The organism is Paenibacillus sp. FSL R7-0204 (genome assembly GCF_038002225.1).
Classification (GTDB): Bacteria; Bacillota; Bacilli; order Paenibacillales; family Paenibacillaceae; genus Paenibacillus_AQ.
Map to the genome: position 1 here is coordinate 811,498 of NZ_JBBOCA010000001.1, position 14,368 is coordinate 825,865.

9 protein-coding genes are annotated in these 14,368 nt (G+C 52.5%); all 9 read left to right on the forward strand.

Features of this window, described 5'->3' with window-relative positions; genetic code table 11:
- Nucleotides 1-23 precede the first annotated feature (23 nt).
- The gene (locus MKX42_RS03695; RefSeq protein WP_340751340.1) at nucleotides 24-593 is read left to right on the forward strand and encodes a hypothetical protein; all 570 of its coding nucleotides are present in this window, start codon (nucleotides 24-26) and stop codon (nucleotides 591-593) included.
- A 190-nt stretch (nucleotides 594-783) separates the two neighbouring features.
- A complete protein-coding gene (locus MKX42_RS03700) occupies nucleotides 784-1,056 on the forward strand; it encodes an alpha/beta-type small acid-soluble spore protein (RefSeq protein ID WP_209868427.1) in 273 nt (90 codons plus the stop codon).
- Nucleotides 1,057-1,259: 203 nt separating this feature from the next.
- Nucleotides 1,260-2,462 (forward strand): methionine adenosyltransferase, encoded by a 1,203-nt coding sequence (gene metK / locus MKX42_RS03705; RefSeq protein WP_340751342.1) that lies wholly within the window; start codon nucleotides 1,260-1,262, stop codon nucleotides 2,460-2,462.
- Between the two features lie 207 nt (nucleotides 2,463-2,669).
- Nucleotides 2,670-6,710: an Ig-like domain-containing protein gene (locus tag MKX42_RS03710; RefSeq protein WP_340751344.1), complete on the forward strand. Its 4,041-nt coding sequence runs from the start codon at nucleotides 2,670-2,672 to the stop codon at nucleotides 6,708-6,710.
- 182 nt (nucleotides 6,711-6,892) lie between these two features.
- Nucleotides 6,893-9,607: a stalk domain-containing protein gene (locus MKX42_RS03715; protein WP_340757608.1), complete on the forward strand. Its 2,715-nt coding sequence runs from the start codon at nucleotides 6,893-6,895 to the stop codon at nucleotides 9,605-9,607.
- Between the two features lie 57 nt (nucleotides 9,608-9,664).
- Entirely contained in the window at nucleotides 9,665-10,822 is a 1,158-nt protein-coding gene (locus MKX42_RS03720; protein WP_340751347.1) for a sensor histidine kinase, read from the forward strand.
- Nucleotides 10,823-10,826: 4 nt separating this feature from the next.
- Nucleotides 10,827-11,549, forward strand: coding sequence for a response regulator transcription factor (locus MKX42_RS03725; RefSeq protein WP_340751349.1), 723 nt, complete (start codon nucleotides 10,827-10,829; stop codon nucleotides 11,547-11,549).
- Between the two features lie 252 nt (nucleotides 11,550-11,801).
- Nucleotides 11,802-12,245, forward strand: coding sequence for a glycosyltransferase family A protein (locus MKX42_RS03730; RefSeq protein ID WP_340751351.1), 444 nt, complete (start codon nucleotides 11,802-11,804; stop codon nucleotides 12,243-12,245).
- A gap of 93 nt (nucleotides 12,246-12,338) precedes the next feature.
- Nucleotides 12,339-14,264, forward strand: a complete 1,926-nt coding sequence (locus MKX42_RS03735) for a helicase-related protein (RefSeq protein ID WP_445669296.1) — start codon at nucleotides 12,339-12,341, stop codon at nucleotides 14,262-14,264.
- Nucleotides 14,265-14,368 lie beyond the last annotated feature (104 nt).

Consider the following 14,368-nt stretch of genomic DNA (forward strand, 5'->3'; position numbering starts at 1 on the left):
CCCACCATAAGGAGGAATCACATTTGAAGACCGCTTGGAAAGTTACGATGTCAGCAGTACTGCTGGCGGGTGGCCTGTGGGCAGGCTCCATGCTTAACTTAAGGGCTGAAGGCGCCGGTGTCGGATCACAGCCAGGAACGGCAGAGGACCCGGTGGTGACTAAGAGCTATGTGGACCAACAAATTCAGAAGGCTTTACAGGGTGGGGCAATAAGTCCACCTACTCAGGCTCCTGTCGCTACAGCAACTAATGCACCGGCTGCAACTACAGCTCCTACCAAAGCGCCGGCTTCCGGTTCGGGCAATACAGGCAATACTGGCAATGCCAGTGAAATTGTTGATGTGAAGCCTGGACAGACCCTTATTGCTGGAGCAGGTGCAGAATTCATTGTTCGTGCCGGCAAAGCGGTTATTTATTCCCAGGATGCTAATGGGGTAGCTGACTTGACGGATGGTATCGATTTGGCGAATGGTGTCGCTGCGCCTACGAATCATCTGTTATCTTTCCCGCGGGATGGCCGTGGGATCGCTGTACAGGACGGTCAGACGATGAAAATCGTTGTTATGGTCCGTGGTGCATATACTCTGAAATAAACTACAATTCGTGTTAAAGATCACTTCAATCGACATTTTTCTTTCTATATAAAGAATGCCCTATATTGGACTTCAATATACCCCGGAACTCATTCCCACAGCTGACAAACATTGAGCCGACTTAGGCCTTTGGAATTCGTACACAATACCACCTGTAATCTTAAAAAAAATTCGCAGGAGGTGCTGTAACATGGCACGTACAAATCGCACTGTGGTACCAGAGAGCCGGGCAATGCTGAAACAAATGCAATATGAAATTGCTTCTGAATTCGGATTATATGGAGCTTCGTACGGCGGTGGAATGGATACGGAGTTTGCTTCTGAGCTGGGGACGATTGGCGGAGCAAGCGTTTCTGGAGGAACTCCATATCTGGGACATTTAAGCTCCAGAGATAATGGATCTGTTGGCGGGGAAATCACAAAGAGGTTGATCAAACAGGCAGAGCAGTCTCTTTTCGCATAACTGGCTTCAATTGACAGCACCCGGTAAATAAGATAATATGACCTTTGAGGAAGGCCGTAGACCTTTTCCATTCGGAAAAGGTTCATTTTTTGAATAAAACAGGCATTGGCCATTATTATTCTACTACTTATATTTGGCCTGTTTTCTACTAGGGAGCCCCCTTGAATACAGTGTCAGATCAACAATATGGGAGGTTGTTGTATATGTCGATCAAAGGGCGTCATCTGTTTACTTCTGAATCCGTAACGGAGGGACACCCCGATAAAATCTGTGATCAGATATCCGACGCGGTACTAGATGCATTTCTTGCTAACGATCCTAATGCCCGTGTAGCTTGTGAGGTAGCTGTAGCAACAGGTCTCGTGCTTGTCATCGGGGAAATTAGCACCAAGTCTGAATATGTGGATATTCCGGCCATCGTACGTAATACTATTAAGGAAATTGGTTATACCCGCGCGAAGTTTGGTTTTGACTATAATACTTGTGCTGTTCTTAGCTCGTTGAACGAGCAATCGGCAGATATTGCCCAAGGTGTAAATGCTGCTCTTGAGCACCGTGATCCTGCATCATTAGCTGAAGAGACTGCTAACATTGGTGCCGGTGACCAAGGTCTGATGTTCGGGTTCGCTACGAATGAGACGCCTGAGCTCATGCCTCTTCCGATTGCCCTGTCCCACCGGATTGCCCGTCGTCTGGCGGAAGTCCGTAAAGATGGAACTTTGAAATATCTGCGTCCGGATGGCAAAACCCAGGTTACGATTGAGTACCAGGGCGACAAGCCATTGCGTGTGGACACGATCGTTGTATCTACCCAGCATGCAGAAGAAATCACCCTTGAACAAATTCAGGCAGACATCAAAGAGCATGTCATTCTTCCGGTTGTTCCAGCTGAACTATTGGATGAAGCCACTAAATATTTCATTAATCCTACTGGGCGTTTTGTTATTGGTGGTCCTCAGGGAGATGCCGGTCTGACTGGACGTAAGATTATTGTGGATACATATGGCGGTTATGCCCGTCATGGCGGCGGAGCCTTCTCCGGTAAAGATCCGACCAAAGTGGACCGTTCTGCAGCCTATGCTGCCCGTTATGTAGCGAAGAATCTGGTCGCTGCCGGCCTTGCTGACAAGTGCGAGATTCAATTGGCGTATGCTATCGGTGTTGCAAACCCTGTATCGATCAATGTAGATACATATGGAACGGGGAAGATTAGTGAGGAGAAGCTGGTTCAGCTGATCAGCGATAACTTTGATCTTCGTCCGGCAGGAATCATCTCGATGCTGGATCTGCGTAAGCCTATCTATAGACAGACAGCAGCTTATGGACATTTTGGCCGTACTGATGTGGACCTTCCTTGGGAACGCGTGGATAAGGCGGATTTGCTAAAAGCCCAGTCCGGAATCTAAGAGTTAATTAAGCGAATAGAGCTTGCTTAATACCATCAAAGTTAGCCCAAACAGCACCCTCTTCATGAGGGTGCTGTTTGGGCTTTTTTTGTGAAAAGAGCAAGCGCATGTGCCTTCAGCCGTCATCTTCTAAACTTTGGAAGCCCTTTAGCCGAATATAACAGTATACAAGAAACGCTCGAGGGGCTGAAGGGAGCATTATCAAGAATGAAAAAGAAGGTAAGAATAGGCACAGCTATTATTATTGCAGGTCATCTGCTGCTTGGTCTGGGCAGTCCGGCTATCGGTATACATACATCAGCGGTATACGCCGCTTCGGAATTCGGAATCAGCATTTCTCCTGCGAACGGGTCTGCTTTTGTAAATACCGGGGCTTCGCTAGGGCTTAGCTTTGACCGCCAGGTGATCCCGCAAGCCGGGAAAATCACCATTACAGATGTAAAGGCCGAAACGGTATTTACGGAAATTGCAATCGGGAGTGCAGGGCTAATCGGAAACTCGTCAAGCTACGAGATCAAGCTGGGCTCCAGTCTAAAATTTGCTCCCTACAAAACATATAGCGTAAGTGTGCCTAAGGGGCTGTTCAAGGATAGTGCAGGCAATGAATCAGCAGCAACAAGCTGGAAGTTCACGACAGCCCCGGAGGTGAATCCGGCGATTATAGCAAGCAGTATGTCTCCGGCCATCAATTCCAGAGTAGAGGCTGCGAGCTTAACAGAGCTGAGTATACGCTTATCTGGAGTGCTTACAGCCGGGGGAGGCAGCGTCAGGCTGCTCTCATCAGCGGATAACGCGGTTATACAGGAGTTTGCGATCCGGGAGGGAGAAGCTGGGGTAGCCTTCCAGAGGGCAGATTCCTCGACAACGGTTACGCTGACGCTGGCTAATAAGCTTCCGTCCGGCGGAAATTATTATGTGCTTATTGATGCGTATGCATTCAAGGATGCCAATAATACTACTTACCAGGGGATAGCCAGCGGCAGCGGCTGGAGCTTTTCCACGATCGGCACGGGGACTATCTCTGCATCTACGGCTCCGGCCAACGCCTCTTTTGGTGCATCGGTTAGTGGAGCCCTTAAGCTGTACTTCGACCGCCCGGTGAGTCCGGCTTCGGGAGTGATCTCAGTCTCTCCAGGTGCATTAGGGGACCCGGGAACAAGATGGCTGAATGTCAATTCAACGAACGTTACCGGTGGGGGAAGCTCGACAATAACACTATTGCCGGCCTCCGCGGCCTCGCCGCTGTTGAGCGGTACGCTATATACAGTTACTATACCGCAGGGTGCTTTTTATGATCAGGATGGCCATCTCTTTCCGGCTTCAGGCCCATATTCCTGGACGTTCACAACAGCTTCGCTGACAACTCTGTCTGTAGCCGCCTTATCACCAGCGGACCGCAGTGAGTCGGTGGATATCTCCAAAACGATTGCGGTTAATTTCAACCGGGAGGTTGTCTATAATAGCAACGTCGCGAACGGGGTTGTTTTATACAAGAGCAATGGAGCTAAAGTGACAGCGACAGTTCAGCAAGGACTCTCAGCCAAAGAATTTATTATTAAACCGTCTGCTGCGCTGGAATCAGATACGATCTATTATATCGACATTGCCAAAGGCGCGTTCACGGATGCCGCAGACCCTAGTGTACTGTATGAAGGATTAAGCGGTACCAAGTCCTGGAGCTTCCGCACTGTAGCCATAGATAAGACCCCGCCATCGCTGACGAGCGCAGTGCTGGAGAACAACCGGACAATCCGCCTGAGGTATAATGAGTCGCTTAATGCTTCTGTGGCTCTGCTGGCTTCCAGCTTCGGGGTGACCGTCAATGAGGAAACCAGGAATATTGAGAATGCCTATATTCAAGGAGACAGTGTATTTGTAGTGATTAGCACAGGCATCGCTGTAGGCCAAAATGTAAAAATCAGCTATACCGGCGGTGTGCGGACCATTCAGGATACAAGCGGAAATGCTGCGGCTACCTTTTCTGGACAGCAGATCACCAACACTATAGAATCGGCGCTCCCTACGCCCAAAGAAGGCAGAATTACAGGCAAAACAGTGACACTGACCTTCAATGATACACTCAAACCGGTCTCTCCATATGCCTATGAACAGTTTGTGGTCACGACTGACGGGTATTCGCTTGGGGTGAATTCTATCAGTGTCAGCGGCAACACCGTATATTTAACTGTAGGCTCTGAGGTGGGCAATTCGGAGTCGGTCCGGGTGTCCTATTACGCCGGTTCGTACCCGCTGGTTAGCTCTCTGGGACAGAATATCGCAAACTTCGCTGAGTATAACATTCGCAATAGTAAGGATAATGTTCCTCCCGTGTTCCAGAATGCGACGGGCGGAGGAAAGAAAATTACAATGAACTACAATGAGGGGTTATCTGACAGCAACCTTCCGATGAACAGCCAGTTCTCGGTCCTGGTGGGCGGCAGCCCCAATTACGTCACAAATGTTGCAGTACGTGGAAGCAGTGTGACATTAACGCTTCAAAATAACCTGGCAGCTGGTCAAATTGTAACAGTCTCCTATGTACCCGGCGTAAAAGGCTTAACTGATCTTAACGGCAACCGGGCTGTGTATGTGGACCTGAAGCCGGTTGATCTGAGCGATATCACAGTATCGGAGATCAGCAGTGCAACAGTGAACGGTAATGAGCTGACGGTAACTTTTGTCCAAAGTATGTTGACTTCTTCTGCACTGAGCACTTCGCAGTTTGCAGTCAGGTTGAATAGTACCACTACTCTGGTTCAGAGCTATACCCTAACAGGCAACGTCCTCAAACTAATGCTGGCAGAGTCTGCGGGCAGCGGCCAGACAGTTGATTTATCTTATACTACGGGGACTTCCTTCATTAAGGATCTTAACGGAAATGCACTCGCTTCGTTCTCGCAGCTTCCGGTGAAGAACCTTACTGGAGGTGTGGCGGCTGCTGTACCAACAGATGTGAACCGTCCAGCTTATCTGGGTACCTTGGAGGCAAGCGAGTTTGGAGAGGCGATCCCGCTACTGAAGAGTGATTCCGCCGTTATCGCAGCAGACCGCTCAATTTATAGTCAGGATGTTAAAAGATACAGCCTTAATGCAGATAAGCTGACAGCCAGTTACATGTATTTAAATACACAGGGTACGGCTTCACTTGTGTTTGAAGTGCCTTCAACCGAATTGGCTGCTTATGTTACTGTACCTCTACAGCCACTCGTGGATGCGTTCAACCGCAACAAGGCTTCGTCGTTTGGCATTCGTTATGGGGATCAGATCTATAGTGTTGATCTCGGGAAAATAGACCTCAACGGAATCGTAGCCAGTCTAAATACAACTGGCAGTAATATTTCTCTTATCTATCGCATTGAGAAAATGCCGTCTGAGGCGTTTGCTCCATTCGTCCAAAGATTTCAGACACAGGGGCTAACCAGTATAACGCCTTTGGCTGATCTTCGGCTGGCAGCATCTGTGACAGGAAATTACGCTAATGAGACTGCGCTTAGCTTACCAGGGAAGTATATGATCCGGACAACAAGTCCAAATAGCAGTGAGCAGACTTCTGTAGCACGGTTAGATCAATCCTATTACGATGCAGCGTATCTGCCTACAACGAGTATTACCAAAGGGAATTACAAAGTAATGCGTGCATTGACCAGCGGAAATCAGATCGTTGGAGCATTTTCCTCCACGCGTTCTTTTGCAGATATAGCTACTCATTGGAGTAACACGGCTGTTTCTGAACTGGGAGCCAAGAATATCATCGACAACAGCTATGGCAGCCAGTACAAGCCGGATCAAGCCATCACCCGGGGCGAGTTTTCTGTAATGCTGAGCAGAGGGCTAGGTCTGCTGGGGGATAGCGTGACGGCGCAACGCTTCTCAGATGTGCAGTCATCCAGTCAAACGGGCAATTATATCGGCGCCGCGGCCAAAGCCGGCATTATCAACGGTAATACGGACGGGACCTTCCGTGCGGAGGATAAGATTACCCGTGAGCAGATGGCGATTATGATGGTGAGGGCGCTGGAGTATTCCGGACAGTCTGTAACGCTGAGTGCATCGGTAATGGATACGCTAAGCCCGTTCAAGGACCGGGCGAGAATTCTGAGCCAGAGTATTGAATTTGTAGCCAAGGCGGTCAAGGCGGGGATCATTCAGGGAGTCAGCACCACGCAATTTCAGCCGCAAGGCAATGCTACCCGAGGACAGGCTGCGGTCATGCTGCAGCGGATGCTGAAGACAGCAGGCTATTTGTAAGAGAATGATATAGATAAGCAGAGCATCCGGTCTATGGGCCGGGTGCTTTTTCGCAACTTTTCGAGCTGAATTCAGTCTATTAAAGGTATAGTCTATTACTATGAACTGATATCGGGAGCTTGATAGCGAAGTAGAAGAGTACAAATAGATGGGAGAGTTACACTGAAATGAATGAGTTTTTCATGGGGAAAAAGAGTACAGAGCACACACGGGGAAATCAATGGTCGCCTGCTAAAAAATGGATTGCTGCATCTCTGGCGGGTGTAATCTGGATAATGCCGGTTGTCGGGAGTGAAGGTGCAGGATGGCTGGGCGCAAGCACTGCGCCGGTAGCACAAGCAGCAGCGTCCTTCTCGGCGACAAAACTGAGTGAAGAGGTTATCACTTCCGGTGCGATGATGATGAAATACAAATTTACCACGGTGCGTTCCGGTAAGAGTGCGACAGGACTGGCCAGCGTCATTCGTGTCGATCTGAATAATCCTTATGTCTCTCTGGATGTAATGACCGGCAAAGGCGGGAATCTGACGACACGGCAGAGCACCGGGGGCATGGCGGCTGAAACAGGAGCCGTCGCGGCGGTGAACGGGGATTACTTCAATACCGGCGGCGAAGGTGCGCCGATTGGCGGTCAGGTATCCGGCGGTGTGCTGGTGTCTACTCCTTCACAGCTGAACGGAATGTACGCTTTTGCAGTAACCAAGGACCGTAAACCTATCATTGATGAATATACGTTTGAGGGGATGCTGACCGCAGAGGATGGCTCCCAGTTCCCGCTGTCCGGCATCAACAAAGGGGCCTACAATCCCGAAGGCGGCAGTTCGACTTACAGTCACGCTAACGCTGCTTATATCTACACAGATGCATGGACAGCGCTGGAGCGCCCTAAGGGCAGCTCTACTACACCGACGGAGGTGCTGGTAGAGAATGATATCATCACTCAGATCTCAATGGATTCGGCCCTGCCGATCAAGGTGCCCAAGGGAGCCTATATTCTCCGTACACACGGGCTGGCTGCCCAGTTCGTTAAGGCCCATTTAGTTGAAGGGCAGAAGCTAAGCAGCACATACAAGCTCCGTTCCAAAACCACCCAGCAGGAGCTCGATCCTTCTACGCTGCAGATGATGATCGGGGGGCATACGATTCTGGTCAATAACGGCAAGGCGTCGTCGTTCTCCCGTTCTACAAGCAGCATTGGCGGGTACCGGGCGCGTACAGCGCTGGGCTATTCCCAGGATGGCAGATACGTATATGTCATTGCAGCCGAGAAGAACAGCAATAGTGCGGGTCTCTCGTTGACAGAGCTGCAATCCTTCATGACGAATATCGGGGTGTGGAAAGGGATGAATCTGGACGGAGGGGGCTCTACAACGATGGTAGACCGCCCGCTGGCTGAAACCTCGACTACACTTACCTTCAATACCGAATACGGCAAGGAGCAGCGCACAATCGTTAACGGCGTGGGGGTATATACTTCTGCTCCGCAAGGTGAAGTGAAAGGAATCAAGATCAGCGGCAGTTCGGTACTGTTAATCGGACAAAAGGCCACATACTCCCTGAAGGGATATGATACGTACTACAATCCGGTAGATGTGGCAGCGGCTAATCCGGCCTGGACAGCAAGCGGCGGCAGTGTGACTGTGAATGCGGGCGAAGCAACGGCAGTTAAGCCGGGAACCGTGAAGCTGAAAGCGACCAGCGGAACAGCGAGTGCGGAGACCGAGGTCACCGTTCTGGGCGGAGAAGACTTGTCCAGCCTGATTGCAGGTACAGCAACTGCTCCGCTGCAAGCAGGGGCCACTGTATCAGTTCCGGTTAGCGCAGTGTCGAAGAGCGGGGCAACGATTGCTGTTCCGGCAACCGCACTGAAATGGGAGTTTATCGGCTTCAAGGGAAGTGTGGGTGACGGCAAGCTTAAGGTGGAGGCGGTTGATCCTGGCGTAACTACCGGGTATGCGATTGCCCGCTATGACGGCTTCAGTACGGCGGTTGTCTTGTCTACTGCGGCTGCTACGGCGTGGGAGGATTTCGAGAATGCCAATTATCCGTTCGCGTTCACTACCAATGCGGCAGGGGTTACCGGAACAGCAGCAGTAGTACCGGGCAGCGCAGAACGTGCAGGGTCGAAGGTGTTATCGCTTAGCTACGATATGAGTGCAGGCACCGGTAAAATGTACGCATACGCCCAGTTCAACGGTACAACGGGCAAGGATATTCCGGCGGCGGCGACCTCAATGTCAGTCGATGTGATGGGAGACATGAGTCTGAACTGGCTGCGTGCCGAGGTGACGGATGCCAGTGGAAAGACGGCCTATATTGATCTGGCGAAGGTCATCGACTGGAACGGCTGGAAGACGCTTAATATCGATTTGTCCGGCTCAGGGATTAAATTCCCAGCTTCCCTTAAGAGACTTTACGTGGTAAATGTAGAAGAAGGCCAGGATGAACGGGCCAAGACGGGGACAGTGGCCTTTGATAATATTTCCTTCGTGATGCCATCGCTTTCCAGTGAGGCGGGACTGCCCAAAGGGACAGCGGCGATGAGCATTGGCGGCAAGGCGATGACGGTTAACGGCACCAAGCGGCCGATTGATGTCGCACCGATTGTGAAGGACGGCAGTACGTATGTGCCGATAAAATATGTACTGGACGCGTTCGGCGGCAATGCGGTCTGGGATGCGAAGACCAAGAAGATTATGGTCCTTCGGGGCGCCAAGGCGCTGGATCTGACCGTGAACAAGAAGGAATTCGTACTGAACGGGAAGCGGCAGAGTGCTGAAGTAGCACCTATGATCCTGAATGCCAGGACTTTAGTACCGCTCAGACTCGTGACAGAACAGCTCGGACTCACTGTAAAATGGGAACAGAACACTAAGACCGTAACTATCGAATCGTGATATGTTAGTATAAAGGAAAGCCTTTAATACGACTCGATAGAAATGGGGCAAGCATCCGTGGAATTTCAAGCCGATGCAATAGATCGGGTGATTAAGAACACCATCGACGTGATGGAGAGCAGCAAGTATCAGATATTCGAAATATTGCAGGTGGCACGGGATGAGCTTGCTGCACTCAACAAAGAACTGCAGCGGGTCATGGAAGAAACGGATGAAACATTGCAAAAGGTAGACAAGCTGGAGCAGCAGTACCACCGCTCCCGGATCCGGCTGACAGAGGTCAGCCGGGATTTTGTCCGCTACACGGAGAAGGATATCCGGATTGCCTATGAGAAGGCGACGGAGCTGCAGCTGGAGCTGATGATGACCAGGGAGAGGGAAGCTTATCTGCGGAGCAGACGCGATGAACTGCAAATGCGGGTTCGCAGTGTCGAAAATTCTGTAGAACGTGCCGAATCGATTGGTTCGCAAATGAGCGTTGTCCTGGAATATCTGTCCGGAGAACTAGGTCAAGTGACGCGAATTGTCGAATCTGCGAAGAACCGCCAGATGATTGGACTCAAAATAATCCTGGCTCAGGAAGAGGAACGGAAAAGAATTGCCCGGGAAATTCATGACGGTCCTGCTCAAATGCTGGCGAATCTAGTCCTAAGGACGGAAATTGTAGAAAGAATGCTGGTAAAGCAGGAATTTGGGCTGGTACAAGCCGAAGTAATAGACTTAAAGGGGCAGGTAAGATACAGCCTGGAAGAAATGCGCAAGGTGATTTTCAACCTGCGTCCGATGGCGCTTGATGATTTGGGGCTGATTCCGACTCTGCGGAAGTATGTGCATGATTATGAGGAGAAGACGAAGATCCGTACCTCTTTTGAAACCAGGGGGAAGGAGCACCGTTTGTCCTCAGCGATGGAAGCGGCGGTATACCGGCTGGTGCAGGAGGGTCTGTCCAATGCGGCGAAGCATGCTTATCCGAGCTACGTACTGGTGGAGATTACTTATCAGGCTCAATTGATCAAGATTGTCGTGAAAGACAATGGCTTAGGCTTCAATGTGAAAAAAATCAGTGAACAAGCCAACCGGGAAAGCTTCGGTCTGGTGGGTATGCGCGAACGCGTGGAATTGCTGGAGGGAAGAATGGAAATACAGTCAGCCGAGAACCAGGGCACAACAATCGTAATTCACATTCCGACGAATGTGGAAAAGGGAAAGGAGTAATGTGATGGAGAACCAAATCTCTGGCAAAGCGCCCATCAAAGTTCTTTTGGCCGATGATCATCAATTGTTTCGTGAAGGGCTCAAGCGTATTTTGAATATGGAGGATGACATCGAGGTCATTGGCGAATGCGGTGACGGCATCCAGGTGCTTGAATTCTGTAACGGCAACAAGCCGGATATCGTACTGATGGATATCAATATGCCCATTGAGAACGGCGTGGAGGCTACGCAAAAGCTCCGTGAAATGTTCCCGGATGTCAAAGTGATTATCCTCTCGATTCATGACGATGAAAGCTATGTGTTTGAGACACTGCGCAAGGGGGCGAACGGATATCTGCTGAAGGATATGGAAGCCGAGTCGCTGATTAATGCGATCCGCTCCGTGTGCGAAGGACATGCTTTTATCCATCCGAAGGTGACCGGCAAGCTGATTAATCAGCTGCGGCGCATGACGTACCTTAACGAGACTGGCGCGATGGCCGAGACGGCCGTGAAGGAAGCCGGTGTCAAATTCGTTGCAGGCGACAACAATCCGCTGACCCGCCGTGAGGCAGAGGTGCTGCGCTTGATGGCAGAGGGCAAGAGCAACAAAATGATCGGGGAGTATCTGTTTATCAGTGAGAAGACGGTCAAAAACCATGTCAGCAGTATTCTGCAAAAGATGGAAGTGGATGACCGCACGCAGGCTGTAATTAATTCTATCAAATATGGCTGGGTAACTTTATAGCTTCCCTCATAAACTTTTAACTGAGCGTTTTGGAGAATCCTAATGATCCTTATAAACGGTACATAACTTGTATGCAGCCGTGAGCTGCAGCCATAGTATTGTTTCAGTCCGCACTCTATTCGAATTTTGCAAAATGCTAACTTAAATATGTACCCTAAGTTAAACTGGCGGGAGAGGCTCCCGCGCCAGTGGGCTGTCACCGTCCTTTTATCACCGGCATATAGTGTGGGTATAAGAGGGAGGTGCATCTTCATGATCGCCCAGTTAATCTGGATTATCTCTATTTATGCATCCGCAGCAGCCCTTGTTCAACTCCTGCATCATCGGGAAGAGACCCGGGCAGCAGCACGGACTGGTAAGCGGCTTCACTATATTCTGATTACCCGTAATCATGAGGCCGTGGTGGAGTGGTATCTCAGGGTCTTTGCAGTGCATGCTTGCTGGACCGGCAGGCCCCTGCAGGTCACCTTGGTGGATGACGGTTCAGAGGACAGGACCATGGCAGTAGCCTCACGGATGGCTTATTACAACTCATCTATTGAATTTGCGCCTGCGGTGCCGTTCTACGGTCTCGCGGACAGGGATGCACTCCTGCAGGGGGTTACAGTGGATCTGCGGGTTCAGGAGCCGCTGCTGCCGCTGCGGATGATGCGGCTGCCGGGAAGCGGGAGATTCTCATCCAAGCACGGCGAATGACAGCTAAATATGTATGTTACGGGTGAAGCACACTCTCCAGGAATGGGGCGGTGTGCTTTTTGGCGTGCTTCTTAAGATAAGGGGGCGATGGGATTGAAGGTGGCTGTGTATGTGGCGGCGCAGGGCGGGGAGTGGCAGGCCCGGATTTCGCTGAATTTGGCGGTGGACGAATTATGGTGGGCGGGTGAGGGTTGGGGAGGGCGGTTGGAAGAGCAGGAAAACCAAGCGGCAGATCAGGTTGTGCTGCTCTCCCGGTCACTGCCATTGGGGTGGGCAGTGAAGCTGGCAGCAGCCTGCCAGTTCAAGAACCAGATGCAGCGCTGGGAGGAGGCAGCCTGGACGAAATACGCCGCCGCTCTTCTGAAGGCAGAGATCCGGTCGGAGCGGGCTGCTGGAGGTGGCCGGGGAGCGGGTTGGCCTTTTGAGGAGGTTAAGGTGTACAGGCTGCCGGAGGACAGGGGATGGAGCGGGTATGGGGGATTGCAGGGTGTGTGGGGGGACGAACAGGAAAGCTTATGGAGGAGGGGAATGGAGGTACTTGCAGCGGGAGCAGACCGGCTGGTTGCGGCGTTGGACGGGCGTTCTCTGCTTCAGGGTGAAGCAGAGGCACTGGTGGCCGAGCAGCTCCCGGAGCTGGCGGAGCATTGGCGGGCTGCGGCGCAGCTCGCCTATCTCCAGGGACGGCTGCAGCTGGAAGCCGCCGTCCAGGGCAAGGCGGGCGCGCGGCTGGGCCTGCGCCGCCGCGAAGCACTGCGCTGCCTACGCTGCGGCAGCGTGCCCACGGGCCGCACGGCCTGCGCCGCGTGCGGCCTTGCCGGCTGCGCCTATTGCGAGGCCTGCCTCGCACTGGGGCGCAGCCGGGCTTGCGCGCTGCTGCTGCGCAGCGCACCGCTGCCGGCCGTGCGCTGCACGGCCGGCGTGTCCCCCACCGTGGCGGCACGCCGGTGGGGGCTTAGCGCAGCGCAGGCTGCGGCCGCCGCTGCTGCGCTGGGGTTCCTGGCGGAGCCGCGCAGGCGCTCCGCCGCCCCGGGCCCAGAGCGGTTCCTGCTCTGGGCAGTGACGGGAGCGGGGAAGACGGAGATCACTTTCCCGCTCCTGGACGCGGCGCTCGCGGCCGGAGGCCGGGTGCTGATCGCCACGCCGCGGCGTGACGTCGTGCTGGAGCTTGCGCCGCGCCTGGCCAGAGCCTTCCCGGCGGATGTCCCCGCCGTGCTGTACGGAGGCAGCGAGGACCGCTTGCGCCGCAGCCGGATCACCCTGGCGACCACGCACCAGCTGCTGCGGTTTAACCAGGCCTTCGATCTGGTCATCATCGATGAGATCGATGCGTTTCCCTATCACAACGATCCCATGCTGGACTACGCCGCAAGGCAGGTCTGCAAGCCCGGCGGACGATTCATCCTTCTCTCCGCCACGCCGCCTGCGGAGCTGCAACGTCTTGCCCGCTCCGGCAGATTGCCGCATGCAAGGGTCCCGGTCCGCTTTCACGGCCATCCCTTGCCGGTTCCGCGCCATATCCGGATACCGCCGCTCTACCGCTGTCTGAGGCAGGGCAAGCTTCCGGGGAGACTGCTGTCAGCTTTGCAGCGGTCCCTTGACCGTAAGGCGCAGATTTTCCTCTTTGTCTCCCGAATCGCCCATATTGAGGAGCTGCTGCAGCTGCTGCGGAGGATATTTCTCGGAGTCTCTATAGAGGGAACCTCCTCTCAAGATCCGGGCAGGGCAGAGAAGGTGCTTAAGTTCCGGGACTGCACTATTTCCCTGCTGGTAACGACAACGATTCTGGAGCGTGGGGTCACAGTACCGCATAGTGATGTGTTTATTCTGGATGCGGACAGCGGACTTTTTGATGAGGCAGCCTTGGTGCAGATGGCGGGCCGGGCGGGACGCTCCAAGGATGATCCGGCAGGCAATGTCATCTTCGCTTCGGCAGAGTGGAGCCGCTCGCAGCGCGCTGCCATATCACAGATCCGCAGTATGAATGCCATTGCCCGCAGACAGGGATATATCAAGTCTTAATGATTTTGTGAGGATTCCTTAGAAATAGCTGTGAATGCCCGGCTCCCCTCATTTTGAATGCTATACATGCTGAACTTTTGATCTCCACACACCATATTTTACAA

What these genes read in the sequence shown, in the direction of transcription:
- MKX42_RS03700 (WP_209868427.1), top strand. Translation starts at nt 784, where the DNA reads ATGGCACGTACAAATCGCACTGTGGTACCAGAGAGCCGGGCAATGCTG.
- metK (WP_340751342.1), top strand. Translation starts at nt 1,260, where the DNA reads ATGTCGATCAAAGGGCGTCATCTGTTTACTTCTGAATCCGTAACGGAG.
- MKX42_RS03710 (WP_340751344.1), top strand. Translation starts at nt 2,670, where the DNA reads ATGAAAAAGAAGGTAAGAATAGGCACAGCTATTATTATTGCAGGTCAT.
- MKX42_RS03715 (WP_340757608.1), top strand. Translation starts at nt 6,893, where the DNA reads ATGGGGAAAAAGAGTACAGAGCACACACGGGGAAATCAATGGTCGCCT.
- MKX42_RS03725 (WP_340751349.1), top strand. Translation starts at nt 10,827, where the DNA reads ATGGAGAACCAAATCTCTGGCAAAGCGCCCATCAAAGTTCTTTTGGCC.
- MKX42_RS03730 (WP_340751351.1), top strand. Translation starts at nt 11,802, where the DNA reads ATGATCGCCCAGTTAATCTGGATTATCTCTATTTATGCATCCGCAGCA.